Annotated in this window: 20 protein-coding genes and 2 pseudogenes; 14 read left to right on the top strand and 8 right to left on the bottom strand. The window is 74.1% G+C overall.

Translation table 11 applies throughout. The features are described 5' to 3' along the window. Positions 1-88 precede the first annotated feature (88 nt). Complete coding sequence (locus tag ACFHW0_RS13205; RefSeq protein ID WP_416607569.1) at positions 89-1564, bottom strand: MFS transporter; 1476 nt, start codon at positions 1562-1564, stop codon at positions 89-91. A 227-nt stretch (positions 1565-1791) separates the two neighbouring features. Beyond that, positions 1792-3099: pseudogene (locus ACFHW0_RS13200) on the bottom strand (MDR family MFS transporter); the annotation flags it as partial. A 150-nt stretch (positions 3100-3249) separates the two neighbouring features. Between ACFHW0_RS13200 and ACFHW0_RS13195 the strand changes: the two are divergent. Next, the gene (locus tag ACFHW0_RS13195; RefSeq protein WP_416607568.1) at positions 3250-4017 is read left to right on the top strand and encodes a phosphoglyceromutase; all 768 of its coding nucleotides are present in this window, start codon (positions 3250-3252) and stop codon (positions 4015-4017) included. A gap of 60 nt (positions 4018-4077) precedes the next feature. On the opposite strand, the gene phoU is transcribed toward ACFHW0_RS13195, so the two are convergent. Next, a complete protein-coding gene (gene phoU / locus ACFHW0_RS13190) occupies positions 4078-4731 on the bottom strand; it encodes a phosphate signaling complex protein PhoU (RefSeq protein ID WP_416607567.1) in 654 nt (217 codons plus the stop codon). A 199-nt stretch (positions 4732-4930) separates the two neighbouring features. On the opposite strand from phoU, the gene ACFHW0_RS13185 reads away from it, so the two are divergent. Continuing rightward, entirely contained in the window at positions 4931-6217 is a 1287-nt protein-coding gene (locus ACFHW0_RS13185) for a sensor histidine kinase (protein WP_416607566.1), read from the top strand. A 23-nt stretch (positions 6218-6240) separates the two neighbouring features. Continuing rightward, positions 6241-6924 carry a response regulator transcription factor gene (locus tag ACFHW0_RS13180; protein WP_088998216.1) on the top strand — a complete coding sequence of 228 codons (684 nt, stop codon included), beginning with the start codon at positions 6241-6243 and terminating at the stop codon, positions 6922-6924. A 56-nt stretch (positions 6925-6980) separates the two neighbouring features. Here the strand turns inward: ACFHW0_RS13180 and ACFHW0_RS13175 are convergent, their stop codons facing one another. Beyond that, the gene (locus ACFHW0_RS13175) at positions 6981-7790 is read right to left on the bottom strand and encodes a hypothetical protein (RefSeq protein ID WP_416607565.1); all 810 of its coding nucleotides are present in this window, start codon (positions 7788-7790) and stop codon (positions 6981-6983) included. 74 nt (positions 7791-7864) lie between these two features. Between ACFHW0_RS13175 and ACFHW0_RS13170 the strand changes: the two genes are divergently transcribed. Together ACFHW0_RS13170 and ACFHW0_RS13165 are read left to right on the top strand one after the other, a co-directional pair. Next, positions 7865-8809, top strand: a complete 945-nt coding sequence (locus ACFHW0_RS13170; RefSeq protein WP_416607564.1) for a Ppx/GppA phosphatase family protein — start codon at positions 7865-7867, stop codon at positions 8807-8809. 146 nt (positions 8810-8955) lie between these two features. Beyond that, the gene (locus ACFHW0_RS13165) at positions 8956-9762 is read left to right on the top strand and encodes a sugar phosphate isomerase/epimerase family protein (protein WP_416607563.1); all 807 of its coding nucleotides are present in this window, start codon (positions 8956-8958) and stop codon (positions 9760-9762) included. A gap of 81 nt (positions 9763-9843) precedes the next feature. Here ACFHW0_RS13165 and ACFHW0_RS13160 read toward each other — a convergent pair whose 3' ends face one another. Genes ACFHW0_RS13160 through ACFHW0_RS13150 form a run of 3 tightly spaced genes read right to left on the bottom strand, consistent with a single transcriptional unit; the run spans position 9844 to position 11873 of the window. Beyond that, positions 9844-10416, bottom strand: coding sequence for a CGNR zinc finger domain-containing protein (locus ACFHW0_RS13160; RefSeq protein WP_121400170.1), 573 nt, complete (start codon positions 10414-10416; stop codon positions 9844-9846). Between the two features lie 19 nt (positions 10417-10435). After that, a complete protein-coding gene (locus ACFHW0_RS13155; protein WP_416607562.1) occupies positions 10436-11602 on the bottom strand; it encodes a glutathionylspermidine synthase family protein in 1167 nt (388 codons plus the stop codon). A gap of 1 nt (position 11603) precedes the next feature. After that, positions 11604-11873: a hypothetical protein gene (locus tag ACFHW0_RS13150; protein ID WP_366639945.1), complete on the bottom strand. Its 270-nt coding sequence runs from the start codon at positions 11871-11873 to the stop codon at positions 11604-11606. Between the two features lie 131 nt (positions 11874-12004). Between ACFHW0_RS13150 and ACFHW0_RS13145 the strand changes: the two genes are divergently transcribed. Further along, a complete protein-coding gene (locus ACFHW0_RS13145) occupies positions 12005-12925 on the top strand; it encodes a proline dehydrogenase family protein (RefSeq protein ID WP_416607561.1) in 921 nt (306 codons plus the stop codon). Position 12926: 1 nt separating this feature from the next. Here the strand turns inward: ACFHW0_RS13145 and ACFHW0_RS13140 are convergent, their stop codons facing one another. Continuing rightward, complete coding sequence (locus tag ACFHW0_RS13140) at positions 12927-13337, bottom strand: VOC family protein (protein ID WP_416607560.1); 411 nt, start codon at positions 13335-13337, stop codon at positions 12927-12929. Positions 13338-13414: 77 nt separating this feature from the next. Here ACFHW0_RS13140 and ACFHW0_RS13135 point away from each other — a divergent pair, with 77 nt between their 5' ends. From ACFHW0_RS13135 to ACFHW0_RS13100, 8 genes and pseudogenes are all read left to right on the top strand, one after another. Further along, complete coding sequence (locus ACFHW0_RS13135) at positions 13415-14212, top strand: alpha/beta fold hydrolase (protein ID WP_416607559.1); 798 nt, start codon at positions 13415-13417, stop codon at positions 14210-14212. Beyond that, positions 14205-14783: a TetR/AcrR family transcriptional regulator gene (locus ACFHW0_RS13130; RefSeq protein WP_416607558.1), complete on the top strand. Its 579-nt coding sequence runs from the start codon at positions 14205-14207 to the stop codon at positions 14781-14783. Before ACFHW0_RS13135 ends, ACFHW0_RS13130 begins: the two co-directional genes overlap by 8 nt. Next, entirely contained in the window at positions 14780-15115 is a 336-nt protein-coding gene (locus ACFHW0_RS13125; protein WP_416607557.1) for a YrdB family protein, read from the top strand. Before ACFHW0_RS13130 ends, ACFHW0_RS13125 begins: the two co-directional genes overlap by 4 nt. 543 nt (positions 15116-15658) lie before the next feature. Continuing rightward, positions 15659-16930 (top strand): hypothetical protein, encoded by a 1272-nt coding sequence (locus tag ACFHW0_RS13120; RefSeq protein ID WP_416607556.1) that lies wholly within the window; start codon positions 15659-15661, stop codon positions 16928-16930. A gap of 50 nt (positions 16931-16980) precedes the next feature. Next, positions 16981-17220: pseudogene (locus ACFHW0_RS13115) on the top strand (hypothetical protein); the annotation flags it as partial. A 207-nt stretch (positions 17221-17427) separates the two neighbouring features. Beyond that, entirely contained in the window at positions 17428-17637 is a 210-nt protein-coding gene (locus ACFHW0_RS13110) for a helix-turn-helix domain-containing protein (RefSeq protein ID WP_007465625.1), read from the top strand. A 216-nt stretch (positions 17638-17853) separates the two neighbouring features. After that, positions 17854-17955 carry a 30S ribosomal protein bS22 gene (locus tag ACFHW0_RS13105; RefSeq protein WP_007465623.1) on the top strand — a complete coding sequence of 34 codons (102 nt, stop codon included), beginning with the start codon at positions 17854-17856 and terminating at the stop codon, positions 17953-17955. Between the two features lie 120 nt (positions 17956-18075). Beyond that, a complete protein-coding gene (locus ACFHW0_RS13100; protein WP_416607555.1) occupies positions 18076-19149 on the top strand; it encodes an NAD-dependent epimerase/dehydratase family protein in 1074 nt (357 codons plus the stop codon). Positions 19150-19292 lie beyond the last annotated feature (143 nt).

The raw sequence follows: 19292 nt of genomic DNA, 5'->3' as shown, positions 1-19292 counted from the left end.
CCGCCTGCCTCCCTCGGCCGCTCACGGCCTCCGTTGATCATGGGGTTGACGGCGATGTCGATCTCTCCGGACGCCGCCAACCTCATGATCACCGCACGGGGGACGGGGACGGGGTTGGGGTCGGGGTGGGTGGTGGAGGTGGGAGGGGGGTGGAGAGCTGGCGGAGAGCGGCGACGCGGCGTTCGCGGGGTGGGCCGGCGAGCAGGTGGCAGCCGGCGGCCAGCAGTCCGAGCCCGCCGACGATGAGCCAGTGCCGGTCCCCGAGGTACTGCAGGCTGACCCCGCCCAAAGTGGGTGCCACGAACGACGCCGCCGGGAAGGCCAGGTAGAACACCGACTGGTAGCGGGCCCGAAGCTCGAGCGGGGCGAGGTCGGCGTTGATCTGCGCGTTGGGCGGCGCGGCGAGCATCTGGCCGACCGTCCAGACCACCGCAGCGGCCAGGTAGACGGCCACGTCGTCGGCGAACGCGAGGGTGGCGAAGCCGAGCGCCAGCAGCGCGGTGGAGACGGCCAGGACGCGGTCCTTGCGGTGCCGTTCGATCAGCCGGGGGACGAAGAGCTGCCCGAGCACGATCAGGACTCCGCCGAGCGCCACCACCGCGCCGTACGCCGACGGTCGCAGGCCGTCCGACCGCATCGCGAGGGGCATGATCGTCGACGTCTGCATGGTCAGTACGGCCAACACGAAGGTCAGGCCCACGAAGGTGAGGAACGTGCGGTCGGTCAACGCCGTGTGCAGCCCCGGCTGCCGCCCCCGTCCCGCCTCCGTCTGCCGCCCGCCCTCCGTCTGCCGCCCGACCTGCGCCCGCCGTGCGACCTCCGCCTGCCGCGCGCCCTCCGCCTGCCGCGCGGCCTCCGTCCGCCGCGGCGCCGCTCCGCCGCCGCCGTCCGGTGCCGGACGAAGATCTTGGACACCTTCCGTCCGGTCGGAACGGGAAGTGTCCAAGATCGGTGCCGGCGTGGAGGCGGCGCGGCGGGGGAGCGTCTCCGGGACCTTCCAGGCGATGACCGCCGCCGCGAGCACGGTGGCGGCGGCGTCGACCAGGAAGAGCGCGACGAAGCTCGCCTCGGCGAGCAGGCCGGCCAGCAGCGAGGCGACGGCCATGCCCAGGTTGAACGCCCAGAACTGGAGGTTGAAGGCCCGGGAGCGCCGCCGTTTGGGCACCACGTCGACGATCGCCGCGACGAAGGCGGGGCTGGGCATCGAGTGTGCCACCCCGACCAGCGCGGCGAGTGCCGCGATCATCACCAGGTGCCGGCTGAAGGCCAGCCCGACCATCAGTGTGGCGGTGGCCAGGTGGGCGGCGAGCAGGGTGGACCGCCGCCCCCACCGGTCGGCCAGCACCCCGCCGAGCAGCACCCCGCCCGCCCCGCCCAGCCCGTACGCCCCGACGATCGTTCCGGTGAGCGCCTCGCTCGCGCCCCGCGCCCCGGTCAGGTAGAGCGACAGGAAGAGCATCGCGAAGGCGCCGGCCCGGTTGATCAGCAGGCCGGCCCAGAGGTACCAGAAGGTGGCGGGGAGCCCGCCCGCAGTGTCGTCCAGCCAGCGGCGCAGGGCCCGCACCCGTCCTCCCGACAGTTCAGTTTCCTAACCGAAGCGCCCTCGACCGTAGGAAGCCGGGGGCTGCCGCGCCAGCGTGTCGCTGGTCACCGCGCTCCCGTCGGCTCCGTCGCCCGCCCCGGGCCCTTGTCCGGCAGGCCGTCGCCCCGGGCCGGGCCGACCGGCTCGGTGGAGGCCGCCCGCTCCGGGCCCTTGTCCGGCAGGCCGTCGCCCGGCACCGGACCGACCGGCTCGGCGGGGGCCGTCGCCGCCGCCTCGGCCGCCTGCGGGGCGGGTGGCCGGATCGCCACCACCGGCACGACGGGACCGGTGGCCGCCCGCAGCAGCGTGGCCCGCCGTTCCCGGGTCGGGCCGGAGACCAGGTGGGCGATCGCCATCAGCCCGCCGATGGCGGCGCAGCCGAACCAGAGTTGGGCGTTGCCGGCCTGCTCCCGGACCAGGCCGCCGAGGACCGGCGCGACCGCGGCGGCCCCCTGCCAGGAGAGCGAGAAGACGCCCTGGTAGCGGCCGCGCAGCTCGGCTGGGGAGAGCTCGGCGATCAGGGTGGCGTTGGACGGCGAGTTGAGCATCTCGCCGACCGTCCAGATCAGCACGGTCAGGCCGTAGAACCAGGCCGTGTCGGCGAAGGCGGTGAGCCCGAACCCGACGCCCATCACCACCGACGCCAGGGCGAGCACGTGCGACCGGCTCCGGCCCCTGATCAGCCGGGGTACGAAGAGTTGGCCGACCACGATCAGCACCCCGTTGAGCGCGATGACGGAGCCGTAGGTGGTGGGGCTGAGGCCGGAGTCGCCCATGGCGATCGGCAGCATCGAGATGTGCTGGAGGAAGACCAGCGCGGCGAACAGGTTGAGCGTCACGAAACCGAGGAAGACCCGGTCGCGCAGGATGGTGCGCAGCGCCCCGACCGGAGCACCGGCGCCCTTGTGACCACCCCCGCCGGCCGGGGCCCGCCGGGTCTCGCCGACCTTTGCGAAGATGATCAGCGCGGTGATCACGGTGGTGGTCGCGTCGACCACGAAGAGCAGCAGGAAGCCGGCCTCGGCGGCGAGGCCGGCGAGGATCGCCGCGCTGGCGAAGCCGAGGTTGATCGCCCAGTAGTTCAGCGAGAAGGCCCGCAGCCGGTCCTTCTCCGGCACCACGTCGATCACCATCGCGCCGAACGCGGGCCGGGCCGCCTCGGCGAACATGCCGAGCAGCAGGGCGCCGAGCGCCACGGCCCACAGTTCCCGGGCGAAGCCGAGGGCGAGCATCATGGCCGCCGCGCCGAGATGCGCGGTGAGCAGGGTGGGTCGGCGGCCCCAGCGGTCGCTCAGCGTGCCGCCCGCGGTGGTGCCGAGCGCGCCGCCGACGCCCCACAGGCCGAGCACCAGCCCCGCCTGCGACGCGGAGAAGCCGCGCTCCTGCGTCAGGTAGATGGCCAGGAAGACCAGGACGAACGAGCCGAGCCGGTTGATCAGGGTGCCCGCCCACAGGTACCAGAAGGTGACCGGCAGGCCGCCGGTGGTGTCCCGGAACCAACCCCGCATCGTCCGCACGCCGGCGCCCCCGCCTCGTAATGACCGCCCTGATTATTGCGCCTTACAACCTAGTGCCAGGCCGGATGTCCGGGCAGCGCCTTTTCCACGTGGTGGTCGTCACGACCACCGCCCGCGCGTCGCCCGACGGCGTGCGGCAGGATGATCGGCATGACTGCTAGCGAGGGGCCCACCGTCGGGACGCTGGTCCTGCTGCGGCACGGCGAGAGCGACTGGAACGCCAAGAACCTCTTCACCGGCTGGGTCGACGTCGACCTGACCGAGAAGGGCGAGAACGAGGCGCGCCGCGGCGGCGAACTGCTGCGCGAGCACGACCTGCTGCCGGACGTGGTGCACACCAGCGTGATGCGCCGCGCGATCCGCACCGCCGAGCTGGCGCTCAACGCCGCCGACCGGCACTGGATCGCCGTGCGCCGGTCGTGGCGGCTCAACGAGCGGCACTACGGCGCCCTCCAGGGCAAGAACAAGAAGCAGACCCTGGAGGAGTACGGCGAGGAGCAGTTCATGCTCTGGCGCCGCTCGTACGACACCCCGCCGCCGCCGATCGCGGACGACGACGAGTTCTCGCAGGTCGGCGACCCGCGTTACGCGCTGCTGCCGAGCGAGCTGATGCCCCGCACCGAGTGCCTCAAGGACGTCGTCGGGCGGATGCTGCCGTACTGGTACGACTCGATCGTGCCGGACATCCTGGCCGGCCGTACGGTGCTGGTGGCGGCGCACGGCAACTCGTTGCGCGCCCTGGTCAAGCACCTGGACCAGATCTCCGACTCCGCGATCGCCAAGCTGAACATCCCCACGGGCATCCCGCTGCGCTACGACCTGGACCCGCAGCTGCGCCCGCTCACGCTGGGTGGCACGTACCTGGACCCGGCCGCCGCCAAGGCGGCCGCCGCCGCCGTGGCCAACCAGGGTCGCTGACCCGAGCACGAGGAAAGGTCCCTCCCGGCGTCCGCCCGGGGAGGGACCCTTCCGTGCGTCTCAGCTCGCCGTGGGCGTGGTCTGCCCGGTGATCAGGTAGACCACGTGTTCGCCGGCGTTGACGGCGTGGTCGGCGAAGCGCTCGTAGAAGCGGCCGAGCAGGGTGGCGTCGATGGCGGTCTCCACCCCGTACGGCCAGTCCTCGCCGAGCAGCAGCCCGAACAGGCTGCGGTGCAGGTCGTCCATGGCGTCGTCGTCGCCGTCGAGCTCGGCGGCGAGGTCGGCGTCGGGCTTGGCGAGCACCGAGCCGATCTTGATGGCCATCCGGTCGGCGATGGCGGCCATGTCGGTGAAGGTCGGCCGCAGCTCCGCCGGAACGGCCGGCGAGGGGTGCCGGCGCAGGGCGGTCTTGGCGACGTGGTCGGCCAGGTCGCCCATCCGCTCCAGGTCGGCCGCGACGTGCAGCGCGGTGATCATCGCGCGCAGGTCGGAGGCGACCGGGGCCTGCCGGGCGAGCAGGTCGCAGACCCGCTCCTCGACGTGCCGGTAGAGCTCGTCGATCTCGGCGTCCCGCTCGATCACCGTTTCGGCCGCCCGGCGGTCCGCGGTGAGCAGGGCGTGGGTGGCCTGCCGCATCGCGGCCCGGACCCCTTCCGCCATGTCTACCAGCAGTTGACTGACGATCTGCAGGTCAGCCCGGAACTCGTCGCGCATTGTCACGTCCTGTGGTCGGTGGTCGCCGGCCCGGGGGTCGGCGGGGAGCAGGTGTGCCGCCCACGGTAGGTCGGACGGGCGGACCGGAAGTGAACCTCGGTGAACGACGCCGGACGCGGGAGTGAACTTTGCCGGAAGTGAAGGTGATTCATCCCATTTGTAGGGGTTCCCGGGTTAACAATGACCCTACGATCGCCGGGTGGAATGGGCGGTGGCGGTCGCGGTGGCCGTGGGGCTGGCGGTCGGACTGATCGCCGGGGTGCTGCTGCCCCGGTTCGTCCCGGCGCCGGGCGGGCGCGCCACGCGGGCGGGGAGCCGGTCCGGCTTCCCCAACACCTGGGGGAGGCTCCCGATAGCCGAGGATCCGCAGTCCGGCATCGGCCGCCGGACCATCGACTCCCTACGGGCCGGCGTGGTCGTGCTCGACCCCGACGACCTGCCCGTCCTGGTCAACCCGGCCGCCCGCGCGATGGGGCTGCTCCGCACCGGCCCCACCCAGGGCTCGATCGCCGCCCACCCGCTGATCCGTACGCTCGCCGGGCAGGTGCGGCGCACCGGCGTGCGGCGCGAGATCGAGCTGGACCTGCCGCGGGGTCGCGACAACGCCGGGGTGAACCCGCTCGGGGTGCACCTGCGGGCGATGGGGATCGGGGCGGGCTTCATCGCCGTCGAGGCCTCGGACGTGACCGAGTCGCACCGGCTGGCCCGGGTCCGCCGCGACTTCGTCGCCAACGTCAGCCACGAGCTGAAGACCCCCATCGGGGCCCTGCAACTCCTCGCCGAGGCGCTGCTGGACGCCACCGAGCCGGCCGGGGCGGGCGCGCCCGACCTCTCCGAGGACCTCGTCGCCGCCCGCCGGTTCGCCGAGCGCATCCAGCACGAGTCGACCCGGCTGGGCCGCCTGGTGCAGGAGCTGCTGGAGCTGACCCGCCTCCAGGGCGCCGAGCCGCAGCCGCCCCCGGAGCCGGTCGCGATCGACTGGGTGATCGCCGAGGTGATCGACCGGACCCGCACCTCCGCCGCCGCCCGCCGGATCGAGGTGACCGTCGACGCCGAGCGGGGCCTGACCGTCCACGGCAGCGACACCCAGCTCGCCACGGCCGTGTCCAACCTGGTGGAGAACGCCGTCAACTACTCGGGCGAGGACACCACGGTCCGGATCACCGCCCGCGCCACCGACGAACACGTGGAGATCTCCGTCGCCGACCAGGGCATCGGGATCGCCCCGACCGACGTCGACCGGATCTTCGAGCGGTTCTACCGGGCCGACCAGGCCCGGTCCCGGTCCACCGGCGGCACCGGCCTCGGGTTGGCCATCGTGAAACACATCGCCGGCAACCATGGCGGAAGGGTGCAGGTGTCGAGCACTCTTGGTGGTGGATCGACGTTCACCCTCCGGCTGCCCACCCGTCCCCCCGACGAGGTCCTGGCGACACCGCCGTCCGCTGGGATCGAGGCCGGTCCGGCCGAGCTCCGGCAGGCCTGACAGCACATGGAAAGGAAGTCCCGTTGAGCCGCGTTCTGGTGGTCGAGGACGAGGAGTCGTTCTCCGACGCCCTGTCGTACATGCTCCGCAAGGAGGGTTTCGAGGTGTCCGTCGCCGCGACGGGAACCTCCGCCCTCACCGAGTTCGACCGGACCGGCGCCGACATCGTGCTGCTCGACCTGATGCTGCCCGAGATGTCCGGCACCGAGGTGTGCCGGCAGCTGCGGCAGCGCTCGCACGTGCCGATCATCATGGTCACCGCCCGGGACAGTGAGATCGACAAGGTCGTCGGCCTGGAGATCGGCGCCGACGACTACGTGACCAAGCCGTACTCGCCGCGGGAGCTGGTCGCGCGGATCCGGGCAGTGCTGCGGCGGCAGAGTGCCGAGGCCGCCGAGTCGGGCGGGCCGACGCTGGCCGCCGGCCCGGTCCGGATGGACATCGAACGGCACGTGGTGACCGTCGACGGCGCCCCCGTCCAGCTCCCGCTCAAGGAGTTCGAGCTGCTGGAGCTGCTGCTGCGCAACGCCGGCCGGGTGCTCACCCGGGGTCAGCTCATCGACCGGGTCTGGGGGGCCGACTACGTCGGCGACACCAAGACCCTCGACGTGCACGTCAAGCGGCTGCGCTCCAAGGTCGAGCCGGAGCCGTCCGCGCCGCGCTTCATCGTCACCGTGCGGGGTCTGGGCTACAAGTTCGAGCCCTGACCGGCGTACGCACGACGGGGCCCGCGCCGCGCGCGGGCCCCGTCGTCGTCGGTCGGTCAGGCGCCGTCGGCGGGGTGCGGGGCGACCATGCCCTGGCGCCTGCGCGCCCCGCACACCTCGGCCAGCTTCGCGTACGCGGGGGTGCCGACGAGCGCGGTCAGCTCCGGGCCGTAGGAGACGTACATCGGCTCGCTGCCGACGTGCGCGTCGGTGGAGGAGGTGCACCACCAGTCCAGGTCGTGCCCGCCGGCGCCCCAGCCCCGCCGGTCGAACTCGGAGAGCGTGGAGACCAGCACCTTCGTGTTGTCCGGCCGCTTGACCCACTCCTGGTCGCGGCGGATCGGCAGCTGCCAGCAGACGTCGGGCTTGTATTCCAGCGGGTGCACCCCGTCGCGCAGCGCCTGCGCGTGCAGGGCGCAGCCGCCGCCGGCCGGGAAGTCGGCGTCGTTGAGGAAGACGCACGGCCCGTCGTCGCCCTGCGTGGCGGTGCGGCGGGCGGAGTTCTTGCCGTCGATGGTGTCGTTCTCGGTCCAGTTCTTGAACCCGCGCCGGAAGTGCTGCCACGTCGACGGGGTCAGCCGCTTGACCGCGGCCCGGACCCGCTGCTCGTCCTCGGAGTCGGTGAAGAACGCGCCGTGCGAGCAGCAGCCGTCGGCGGCCCGATCGGCGACGATGCCGTGGCAGCCCCGGCCGAAGATGCACGTCCAACGGGAGAGCAGCCACGTCAGGTCGGCCCGGATGAGATGGTTGTCGTCCGCCGGGTCGGCGAACTCGATCCACTCCCGGGGAAAGTCCAGGGGGACCTCGCGGCTGCGGGGGTCGTCCGGGTCGTCCACCAGCACACGGAGTTCGATCTGGCCTGTCACCCGGCCCAGCGTACGCCCGGTGCCCCCACCGGTCCGCCGAGCCGCGCAAACCGAGTGGCCCTAGTGTCTTCAGCATGCGACTGGGTGTTCTCGACGTCGGTTCCAACACGGTGCACCTGCTGGTGGTCGACGCCCATCACGGGGCGCACCCCTGGCCGGCGCACTCGGAGAAGGTCGTGCTGCGGCTGGCCGAGCAGATCGCCCCGGACGGCGCGCTCACCGAGGCCGGCGCGGACGGCCTGGTCAAGGCGGTCGGCATGGCCAAGGCGGCGGCCGTGGGGCTGGGCGCCGACGACCTGATCGCGTTCGCCACCTCCGCCGTGCGCGACGCCACCAACGCCGCCGAGGTGCTGGCGCGGGTGCGCGACGAGACCGACGTACGCCTGGAGGTGCTGCCGGGTGCGGACGAGGCGCGGCTGACCTTCCTCGCGGTGCGGCGCTGGTTCGGCTGGTCGGCGGGCCGGCTGCTGGTGCTGGACATCGGCGGCGGCTCGCTGGAGCTGGCGGCCGGCATCGACGAGGACCCGGCCGTCGCGGTCTCCCTGCCGCTCGGCGCCGGCCGGCTCACCCGGGACCGGCTCCGGGTGGCCCCCGACAGCGCGGCGCCGCCGCCGGCCGAGGCGGTCGACGAGCTGCGGGCGTACGTCGACGGGCTGCTGGAACCGGCCGTCGGGCAGCTGACCGCGGTGGGCTGGGAGCGGCCGGTGGCCACCTCGAAGACGTTCCGGACGCTGGCCCGGCTGGCCGGCGCGGCGCCCTCCGGTGCCGGGCTGTGGGCGCCCCGCCGGCTCACCCGCGCCGGGCTGCGGCAGGTGCTCGCCTTCATCCGGCACATCCCGCCGGCCCAGCTCGTCGAGCTGGAGGGGGTCAGCGCCGGCCGGGCCCACCAGCTGCTCGCCGGTGCGGTCGTCGCCGAGGCCGTGCTGCGCCAGCTGGACGTGGACGCGCTGGACATCTGCCCCTGGGCGCTGCGCGAGGGCGTGATCCTGCGCCGACTGGACCAGCTCGGCCCCGTGTGAGTCGCGAACGAAAGGCGGACCCGTGTGAGCGTGAGGAGTGAGCTTGCGAGCCCCGCAGTCGCGAACGAAGAGCTGACCCGTGTGATTCGCGCGGTTTGCGGTCTCTCGTCACGAGGTGTCGATCGACCCCGGCTACCCTCGATGGTGTGACTTCCCGCGTTCCCGTGCTCCTGTCCACGTCCTCGGTCTTCCCTGAGCGGACCGCGGCGGCGTTCCAGTTGGCCGCCGCGCTCGGCTACGACGGCGTCGAGGTGATGGTCTGGACCGACGCCGTCAGCCAGGACGCCGGCGCGCTGCGCGGGCTCGCCGAGCACTACGGCGTCCCGGTGCTCTCCGTCCACGCGCCCTGCCTGCTGGTCACACAGCGGGTGTGGAGCCCCGACCCGTGGGAGCGGCTGCGCCGCTCCGCGGATTTGGCGGCGACGCTGGGGGCGCCCACCGTGGTGGTGCACCCGCCGTTCACCTGGCAGCGGGACTACGCGCGCAACTTCGCCGACGGGCTCGCCGCCATCGCCGCCGACTACCCCGACCTGCGCTTCCCGGTCGAGAACATGTACCCGGTCCGGATGGCGGGGCGGCAGTTCGTGCCGTACGTCCCGGGCTGGGACCCGACCGAGACGGGGTACGCCTCCTACACGCTCGACCTGTCGCACTGCGCCGCCTCGCACACCGACTCGCTGGCGATGGCCGACCGGATGGGCGCCAACCTGGCCCACGTGCACCTCGGCGACGGCACCGGCGAGGGCCGCGACGAGCACCTGGTGCCGGGGCGCGGCACCCAGCCCTGCGGGGAACTGCTCTCCTCGCTGGCCGGGCGCGGGTTCACCGGCTCGGTCGCCGTGGAGGTCACCACCCGCGGCGCGAAGAGCCGCGCCGTGCGGGAGGCCGACCTGCGGGAGGCGTTGGCGTTCGCCCGCCAGCACCTCGGCACCCCGTCCCCGGTCGACGCCTGAACGCCGCGCCGTGCCCGGTCGACGCCCGGCGGATCGCCGCGCCGTGCCCGGCCGACGCCGGAGCGCCGGCCGGGCCGGGCGTCAGACGACAGTGCTGAGCGATTCCTTGCTGCTCACGCCGGCCTGCTCGCCGATGGCCGCACGCTTGCGGGCGCGGTGGGCGGCCACGTGCGAGCGGGTGGCGCAGCGTTCCGAGCAGAACCGCCGGCAGCAGTTGGACGAGGTGTCCAGGTAGACGTTGCCGCAGCGCTCGTCGGCGCACACCCCGAACCGGGCGCTGCCGTACTCGCAGAGCCAGACCGACAGCCCCCAGGCGGCGCCGGCCAGGTATTCGGCGCTCACCGAGGCGCCCCGGCTGGTCACGTGCATGTGCCAGTCGCTGGAGTCGTGCCCGGAGATGCGGGGCTGCACCGGGAACGCCTCCAGCAGCGCGTTGAGCTCGGTCACCGCCTGGGCGTCCCGCCCGGATGTGCCGTACTCGAAGACGTCGCGCAGTCGCTTCTGCGCCCGCCGGAAGGTGGCGAGGTCGCGCTCCGCCACCTCGTCGCGCATCCACGCGTTGTCGTCGGGGAAGAGGGCCCGGAGGTCGTCGAGGTCGTCCAGGCGGGCGTTGACGAGGTCAACGCCGGTCCGGGCGTACGCGTCGAAGTTCACGCCCACAACCGTAGACGACTCAGGGGATGCGTGGCGCGTCGATGTAGTGCGGCAGGAACCGCGCGTAGCCGTCGGTGATGAGGCTCGTGCTCTCCCGCACCCCCACGCCGGCCGACTCGCCGTCGACGATCCAGCTGCCCAGCACCATCCGGTTGCCGGCGAATTCGGGCAGCGCCCGGAACTCCTGATAGCACCAGCCCTCGTCGCCGTAGATCCCCGGGTTGGTGATCTCGGTGTCGCCGGTGACGATCCGTACCGAGCCGCCCTCGCGGCCGAGCAGCGGCTTGGCCACGTACTCCGGCATGCCACGCGGCGAGTCGAGGTACGCCGGCAGCAGCAGCTCGTGGCCGGGGTACAGCTCCCAGAGCACGGCGAGCAGCGCCTTGTTCGACAGCAGCAGCTTCCACGCCGGCTCGATCCAGGTCGTCGGGGTGCCCGGCTCCAGCGCCAGCGGCCCGTACGGCTCGGCGAGCATCCACTCCCAGGGGTAGAGCTTGAAGCAGGTGGTGACCGGCTGGTCGGCCGCGTCGACGAAGCGGCGGCCGTCCCAGCCGAGCCGCTGGATCGGCTGGAGCGTGACCTCCAGCCCGGCCTGGCGGGCGGTCTCGGCGAGGTAGCCGGCGGTCATGTGGTCCTCGCCGGACTCCTCCTCGTTCGACCAGACCACGTGCACCCGCCGGTCGTGCAGCCCCGCGCCGATCTTCGCCCAGGCGCCGACGAGGCGCTCGTGCAGGCTGTTCCACTGGTCCAGCTCCGGCCGGGTGTGCTCCAGCCAGTACCACTGGATGATGCTCGCCTCGACCAGCGCGGTGGGGGTGTCGGCGTTGTACTCCAGCAGCTTCGGCGGCCAGCTGCCGTCGTAGGCGAGGTCGAAGCGCCCGTAGAGGGTCGGCGGCGCCTCGCGCAGCGACCGGGCCACGGCCTCGGCCGCCCAGGCCGGGATGCCGAACTCGGCGTAGCGGTGGCGCGCGACGACGTGTTCGGCCGCGGCGACCGACATCCGGTGCAGCTCCTCGGTCGCCTCCTCCAGCCGCAGCACCTCGTCCAGCCCGAACGCGTACGCGGCGGTCTCGTCCCAGTACGACATGATGCCGCCGTCGGGCAGCTCGGTGTCGACGTACACCAGGCCCTGCGAGCGGATCGTGGCGTCCCAGTCCGGGCGGGGGGTGACCGACTCCCGGCGCACCTCAGCCGCCGCAGGAGGCGAGGTGGGTGCCGAAGCCGCCCCGGTCGGGCACCGCCGCGGCGGCCGGCTCCGGCGCGGTGCGTCCGGCGGTCACCGTGGGCGCCCGCAGCGCCAGGGCCACCGTCTCGCCGCCGCCCACGGGGCCGAGGGCGCAGTCGTCATCGTCGTCGTCCGAGGACATGTTGCAGCCGGAGAGGGTGAGCGCGAGAACGGTGAGCGCGCCGAGCTGCACGGAGGCCGACCGGAGCCGGCGGCGGGGGCGATGTTCCACGTCATCGTTGTAACCGATGGGGGCCAGCGCCGTCCGCCCCCGGGCGGTGCCTGTGACGGTGTTGGGACCTGGCGACCGGGGCTGCCCCCGCTGCCCCGCGCGGGGCCACCGGCGGGCGTTACGCTCGGTCCATGCTCCGTACCGTCATCCTCGCCGCCTCCCGGTCACCCCAGGTCGAGCGGCTCGTCGCGACGGCCCCGTTCACCCGGGACCTCGTCCGCCGGTTCGTCGCCGGCGCCAAGACCGACGACGCGTTGCGCGCGACCCGCGAACTCGTCGACGACGGTCTCGCGGTCACCCTCGACAACCTCGGCGAGGACACCGTCACCCCCGAGCAGGCCACCGCCACCCGCGACGAGTACGTCGGGCTGCTGAAGCTGCTCTCCGGCGCGGGGCTCACCCCGGCCGCCGAGGTGAGCGTCAAGCTGTCGGCGCTCGGCCAGATGTTCGACGAGCAACTCGCCTACGACAACGCGCGGGCGATCTGCGCCGCCGCCGAGGAGGCGGGCACCACGGTCACCCTGGACATGGAGGACCACACCACCACCGACTCGACGCTGGACATCCTCGCCAAGCTGCGCAAGGACCACCCGTCGACCGGCGCCGTGCTCCAGGCGTACCTGCGGCGCACCGAGTCGGACTGCCGCGAGCTGGCCACGGCCGGCTCCCGGGTGCGGCTGTGCAAGGGCGCGTACAAGGAGCCGGAGTCGGTGGCCTACCAGTCCGCGCGCGAGGTGGACAAGTCCTACGTGCGCTGCATGAACATCCTCATGTCCGGCGACGGCTACCCGATGCTGGCCACCCACGACCCCCGCCTGATCGCCATCGGGGAGGACCGGGCCCGCTGGTTCGACCGCGGCCCCGAGCGGTTCGAGTTCCAGATGCTGTACGGCATCCGCCCGGAGGAGCAGGCCCGGCTGGCAGGCGAGGGCTACACCGTGCGGGTCTACCTGCCCTACGGCGAGGACTGGTACGGCTACCTGATGCGCCGGCTCGCCGAGCGCCCGGCCAACCTCATGTTCTTCGGCCGGGCCGTGATCTCGAAGAAGTGAGTCAGTCGTTCGACCAGCCCCGGGCGCTCAGCACCAGGCGGTAGCCGTCCGGATCGGCCACCGTCACCCCCCAGCGGTCCCAGTACGGGCCGGCGGAGACCCTCGTCCCGCCGTCCCGTTCCAGTTCCCGGACCAGCTCGTCGTCGACGGGGCCGTCGAGGTAGAGCACGAGCAGGTCCGCGGGGGTCGGCGTCGGCGCGACGGCGAGCTGTTCCCCGCCGACGAGTTCCAGGTGCCAGTGGTCGCCCGGCCGGCCGACCATGAGCAGGTCGTGCTCGCCCGGCGCCTCGGCGGCGGAGCGCCGGAGCACGTCGAGGCCGAGCCCGCCGACCCAGAAGCGTTCGGCGGCCGCCAGGTCGCGGCTCGGGCGGGCGATGCGCAGGTGCGGGGCGGTGGCGCGGGGGAGTGGCATGAGCGGATCGTGCGACCTGAAGCCGGCGTGAGGTCAAGCCCTTGACGGCGTTAGCTAATTGCCTTAGCCTTCGGGTTATGAAGGTTAGCTACGTGGAGCGCGACGGCGGACGCATCGCCTACGAGGTGCACGGGCGGGGGCCGCTCGTGGTCCTCTCGCACGGTGTGGGGGAGAACCGTGGCTCCTTCCGCCACCTGGTCCCGCTGCTCGTCGCGGCCGGGCACCGGGTGGCGTCGGTGGACGTCCGGGGGCACGGCGCGTCGAGCGCCGGCTGGCCGTCGTACACCCCGGCGGAGGTGGGCGCCGACCTGCTCGCGGTGGTCCGCGACCTGGGCGGCGGGCCGGCCACCCTGGTCGGCAGCTCGTCCAGCGCGGCGGCCGTGGTCTTCGCCGCCGCCGACGCCCCCGCCCTGGTCGACGGCATCGTCCAGGTCGCCCCGTTCGTCGAGGAGCCGAAGCTCAACCCGGTCACGCGGGTGGTCCAGACCGCCGTGCTGCGCAGCCCCCGGATCTTCGGGCTGTTCCACCGCACGCTCTTCCCGTGCGACCGGCCGGCCGACGACGCGGCGTACCGCCGGGCGATGGTCGCCAACCTGCGCGAGCCCGGCCGGATGGCGGCGATGCGCGGCGTGCTCGCGCCGGCCGAGCCGCACTGGACCGCCCGGGCCCGCGAGGTCCGGCAGCCGGTGCTGGTGCTGATGGGCACGCAGGACCCGGACTTCCGCGACCCGGGCGCCGGGGCGCGGGCGGCCCGCCGGCTCTTCGCCACCGCCGAGGCGCGGATGATCGACGACTCCGGCCACTACCCGCACGCGGACCAGCCGGCGCGCACCGCCGCCCAGCTCACCGAGTTCCTGGCGGTCACCGGTGCCTAGGGCGGGGCTGACCCAGGGCAGCGTGGTGCGCGAGGCGGCCCGGCTCGCCGACGAGGTCGGCGCCGACCAGCTCACCCTCGCCGCGCTGGCCAACCGGCTCGGCGTCGCGCTGCCGAGCCTCTACAAGCACGTCCGGGGGGCCGACGCGCTCGCCCAGAAGCTCTCCGCGCTGGCCACCGCCGAACTCGCCGACGAACTGACCGCCGCCGTCGCGGGCCGGGCCGGCGGGGAGGCGTTGCGGGCGGTCGCCACCGCCTACCGGGCGTACGCCCACCGGCACCCCGGTCGCTACCCGGCCACCCAGCGGGTGCCGGAGCCGACCGACCCGGAGCACGTCGTCGCCGGGGAGCGGGCCGTCGGGGCGATCCGGGCCACCCTGCGGGGCTACGGGCTCGACGGCGACGACGCCCTCGACGCGACCCGGATGCTGCGCAGCACCCTGCACGGATTCGTCTCGCTGGAGGCGGCCGGCGGGTTCGGGCTGCCCCGCGCCGTCGACGCCTCCTTCGACAGCCTGGTCGCCGCGCTGGACGTCGCGTTCCGGTCCTGGCCCCGGCGGGAAGGCCGGTGAAGGCACTGGGACTGCTGCTGCTCTTCCTGCTGGAACTGGCCGTGCTGGCCGTCGGCGGCTGGTGGGGCTGGACCCTGGACGCGGCGACGCCCGTCCGGGTGGGCGTCGCCGGCGCGGTGCCGCTGCTGCTCGCCGCGCTCTGGGGCGTCCTCGGCTCGCCGAAGGCCCGCGTGCCGCTGCCGGCGGCGGGCAAGCACGCGTTCCAGGCCGCCTGGTTCGTGGCGGGCGGCGGGATGCTCGCCCTGCGCGGGCTGCCGCTGGCCGGGGTCGCGCTGGTCGTGGCGTGGGCGGTCACCGTCACTTTGCTCCGCCGGACGGGCCGCCCCGCCTGAACCACCCGGGGCCGCCGGACGGCGTGGCTCGCCGGGCCGTGGTCGCCGGGGCGGCCGGATGGTCGTACCCTTCGGCGGGTGACTGACGGGCAGCCCGGAACGGACGGCCGACCGGTGACGGACGGCACGCCGGCCACCGCGACAGCAAGGGCCGAGCCGCCTGACCGGGCTGAGCCCGCTGACGGCACCGAGCCCGCTGGGCGGGTGGAGCCCACTGTCGAGGCTGAGCCGGTTGACGGCACCGAGCCGGCTGACCGGACCGAGCCCGTGGACCGGACGGAGTCCACTGTCGAGGCCGCGTCGGCTGACGAGGCCGAGCCCGCCGAGAGGGCCGAGCCCGCTGCGCCGCCCACGCCACCCGCGCCGCCCACGCCGACCGTTGTGAGCGTGCCGCCCGCGTCGACCGTTCCGGCCGTTGCGCCCACGCCGCCCGCGCCGCCCACGCCGCCCGTACCGACTGCTGCCGTGGGCGGACCGGCGGCTCCGGGCGCACCGGGTGTCGCGGCGGCCGGGACCGGGCCCGTCGGGCCCGTTCCGGCGGCCGTGGGCCCCGAGCGGCCGTCGCGGCGGATCCGGCCGCTCGGGGTGGCGCTGGCGGCGGTCGTGCTGCTGCTGGCCTGCGGCCTGCCCGCGGCGCTGGTGGTCGGTCTGGTGCGTGCCGGTGACCCGCCGGCCCCGAAGTCGTCCGCCGCGCCGGCCGACGACCCCGCCACCGCGGCCGCCCGCCGGCTCGGCGAGCGCATGACGGCGGAGCTGGCCCGGCAGTCCGCCGCCCTGCTCGGCGGGGACCGCGCCGGGTTCCTGGCGGTCGCGGAGCCGGTCGCGCATCGGGACCTGCGCCGCCGGTACGCCGCGCTGCGCGCGCTGCGGGTGACCGCCTGGCAGGCCGCCGCCAACGGCCTGCCCACCCCGGTCGAGGGCCGGCCGGGCGAGTGGCGGTTGCTGGTCGAGTTCCGCTACTGCTTCGTCACGCCGGACTGCCGCACCAGCCGCGTGCTGACCGGCACCCGGTGGCGGGAGGGGGAGCGGCCCCGGCTGCTCGCCGTGGAGCCGTCCCGGTCGGCCGAGACCGGCACCCGGCCCTGGGAGGTCAGCGAGCTGGCCGTGGCCGTCGGTCGGCGTACGCTCGTGGCCACCACTCCCGCCCTGCGCAAGGAACTGCCCGACCTGCTGGCCCAGGCGGAGGCCGCCGCCCGGGTCGCCGACACGTACGCCGTGGACGGCCGCACGCCGGACCGGTACCGGATCTTCTACGCGGGCCGGGGCGAGTGGCAGCGCTGGTACGGCGGCGGCCGGCCGAAGTGGACGGGCGGGTACGCGGTCACGGTCGGCGGCGGCCACCACGAGGTGGTGCTCAACGCCGACGGGCTCGTCGCCGGCGGAATGGACGACCTGCTCCGGCACGAGCTGACCCACGCCGCCTCCCTGCCCGAGCGGGGCTACCCGGGCAAGGGCACCTGGTGGCTGGTGGAGGGATTGGCCGAGTACGCGGGCGCCGACGGCGAGCCGATCGACCGGTATGCCGGACTGGACGAGGTGCGGCGCCTGCTCGGCGTCGGCTGGGACGGCCGGCTCGACAGCCTCAGTCCGGCCGACGACGCCCCGGCCGACCGGGTCAGCGGCAGCTACGGGGTCTCCTACCTGGCGGTCCGGCACCTGGTCGACCGGTTCGGCCCGGAGCGGCTGCTCGCCTTCTTCGCGGCCGTGGTGCACGAGCGCACACCGGTGGACAAGGCGGCCGAGCGGGTCCTCGGCGAACCCTGGTCCGCCCTGCACGACGAGTGCGTCGGGTACGTCCGGGCCGTGGTCGGCTGACGCGCCGGGCGGCGCCGTGGGCCCGGCCGGCGCCGGTCCGGGCGGCCCCCGGCATTCATGATCGACCGCTGTCGGGCCGCGTCGGGCGACCTGACACACTGGTGCCCGCTCCCAGCGCGGAGCCCCGGTCCGCGTCCGGAAGCGGCCCGGGGCACCCGCCCGGTGGCTCCGGTGGCGCCGCCGGAGCCACCGGGCGCCTTCCGCGCGGCGGCCCGGCTCTGACCCGTCGCGGCGTCCAGGCGCGTCGGGCAGCGGTCTCGACCGCCCCGGACGGGGCGGCGTGTTCCTGATGAGGACCGATCGGACGCCGGGCGCAACAGGTTCGACAACGAACCGACCGGTCGGGTGGACACCGGCGAGAACCATGATCAGTTGTACGAAGGGATCGCGCCGGTCACAGCCGTCCCGCTACCGTACTGGTAACACGCGCGTCGCCGGTCCGGGCGGGACGAACCCGTCCGGTGGCACGCGCCGGGCATGGGATTGGTCGGTGAGCCATGGCCGGGTCGCAGTCCGACGGACGGCTGTCGGAGGTCAAGTTCCTCACCGTTGCCGAGGTGGCGACGGTGATGCGGGTGTCGAAGATGACGGTCTACCGCCTGGTGCACAGCGGTGAACTCACCGCGGTCCGGGTCGGCCGGTCGTTCCGGGTGCCCGAACACGCGGTGCACGAATACCTGCGGGGCGCCTTTCAGGAAACCGCCTGACGCTCCCTCGGGCCCTCGTCCGAGCACGACGTAACGGGCATCGGCGGGGGCGCGTTGGTCCTGCTGACGCTCTCCGGCTACCCTGGACCCCGACCGTGACCGCAGGTGCGCCCTGCCGCTTACCCCGCTGGCCCGGTCCGTTGTCCGCACGCGGTCGCCGACGCCACACCGTGGCGTCATCCGGTCGCCCCGCACGTTGCATCGAAAGGCTTTCGTATGGGCTCGGTGGTCAAGAAGCGCCGCAAGCGCATGGCTAAGAAGAAGCACCGCAAGCTGCTGCGCAAGACCCGCGTCCAGCGTCGCCGTCTCGGCAAGTGACCGGGGCCGGGTCCCGGCCCGGCTCCCGTCGTCACTTGCCAACTGTCGACCCTCGGAGGCTCAGGTGATCACGCCGCGGATGTCCCGGTTCGATCCCTCCTGCCGGGGAAGGTGCGCGACATGACCCCCGGTGGCACCCCAGGTGCCCCGGGGGTCGTCGTCGTCACCGGGGTCAGCCGCTACCTCGGCGCGCACGTCGCCGCCCGGCTAGCGGCCGACCCCCGCATCGAGCGGGTCATCGGCGTGGACCAGCCCGAGCCCGGCGCCGAGTTCGCCGACCTGCTCGACCGGGTCGAGCGCGTCCGCATCGACCCCGGCTCGCTCGGCGGCCTCCTCGCCGACCTCGACGTCGACGCGGTGGTCCACCTCGCCCTGGTCACCTCGCCGGACCCGCAGCACGGCGGCCGCTCGGCGATGAAGGACCAGAACGTCATCGGCACGATGCAGCTCCTCGCCGCCTGTCAACGCGCCCCCCGCCTGCGCAAGCTCGTGGTCCGTTCCTCGACGGCCGCGTACGGGGCGTCGTTCCGCGACCCGGCCGTCTTCACCGAGGAGACCGAGCCACGCGAGGTGCCACGCGGTGGGTTCGGTCGCGACATCCTCGACATCGAGGGGTACGTCCGCGGCTTCCGCCGCCGCCGGCCCGACGTCACCGCGACCGTGCTGCGCTTCGCGCCGTTCATCGGCTCGACCGCCGACACCACCCTCACCCGCTACTTCTCCCGGCCGGTGGTGCCGACCGTGTTCGGGCGGGACCCCCGGTTGCAGTTCCTGCACTTCGACGACGCGCTGGAGGTGCTGCACCGGTCGATCGTCGAGGACCACCCGGGGACGTACAACGTGGCCGGGCCGGGCGTGCTCTCCCTGTCGCAGGCGATCCGCCGGGCCGGCCGGGTGGCTGTGCCGGTGCTGGAGCCCGGCCTCTCCAGCGCCGCCGCGATCGCCCGCAACCTCGGCTTCGGCCGCTACGGCCTGGACCAGGTCGACCTCTTCGTGCACGGCCGGGTCGTCGACACCAGCCGGCTCGAGCGGGAGTACGGCTTCACGCCCCGCTCCACCGCCGCCGCCTTCGACGACTTCATCCGCGCCCACTACGGCGGCGTCGTGGTGAACCGGGACCAGCTGGCCGTCGCCGAGCAGCTCGTGCTGGACGGGATCCGGCAGGTCCGGGCGGCCGTGCGGGAGGGCTTGTGAACGGGCCGGAGGAACGGCGCGACGGCCGCTACGACGTACCGCTGACCGTGGCCGCGCCGGACGCGGAGCCCGCGCGGGCGAATGGACACCACCCCGGCACGCCCGACGAGCCCGACACGTCCGCCACCGACGAGCCGGCCACC

This window comes from Micromonospora sp. LOL_025 (genome assembly GCF_048060285.1).
Classification (GTDB): Bacteria; Actinomycetota; Actinomycetes; order Mycobacteriales; family Micromonosporaceae; genus Micromonospora.
This window is presented reverse-complemented; position numbering and strand designations above follow the sequence as displayed.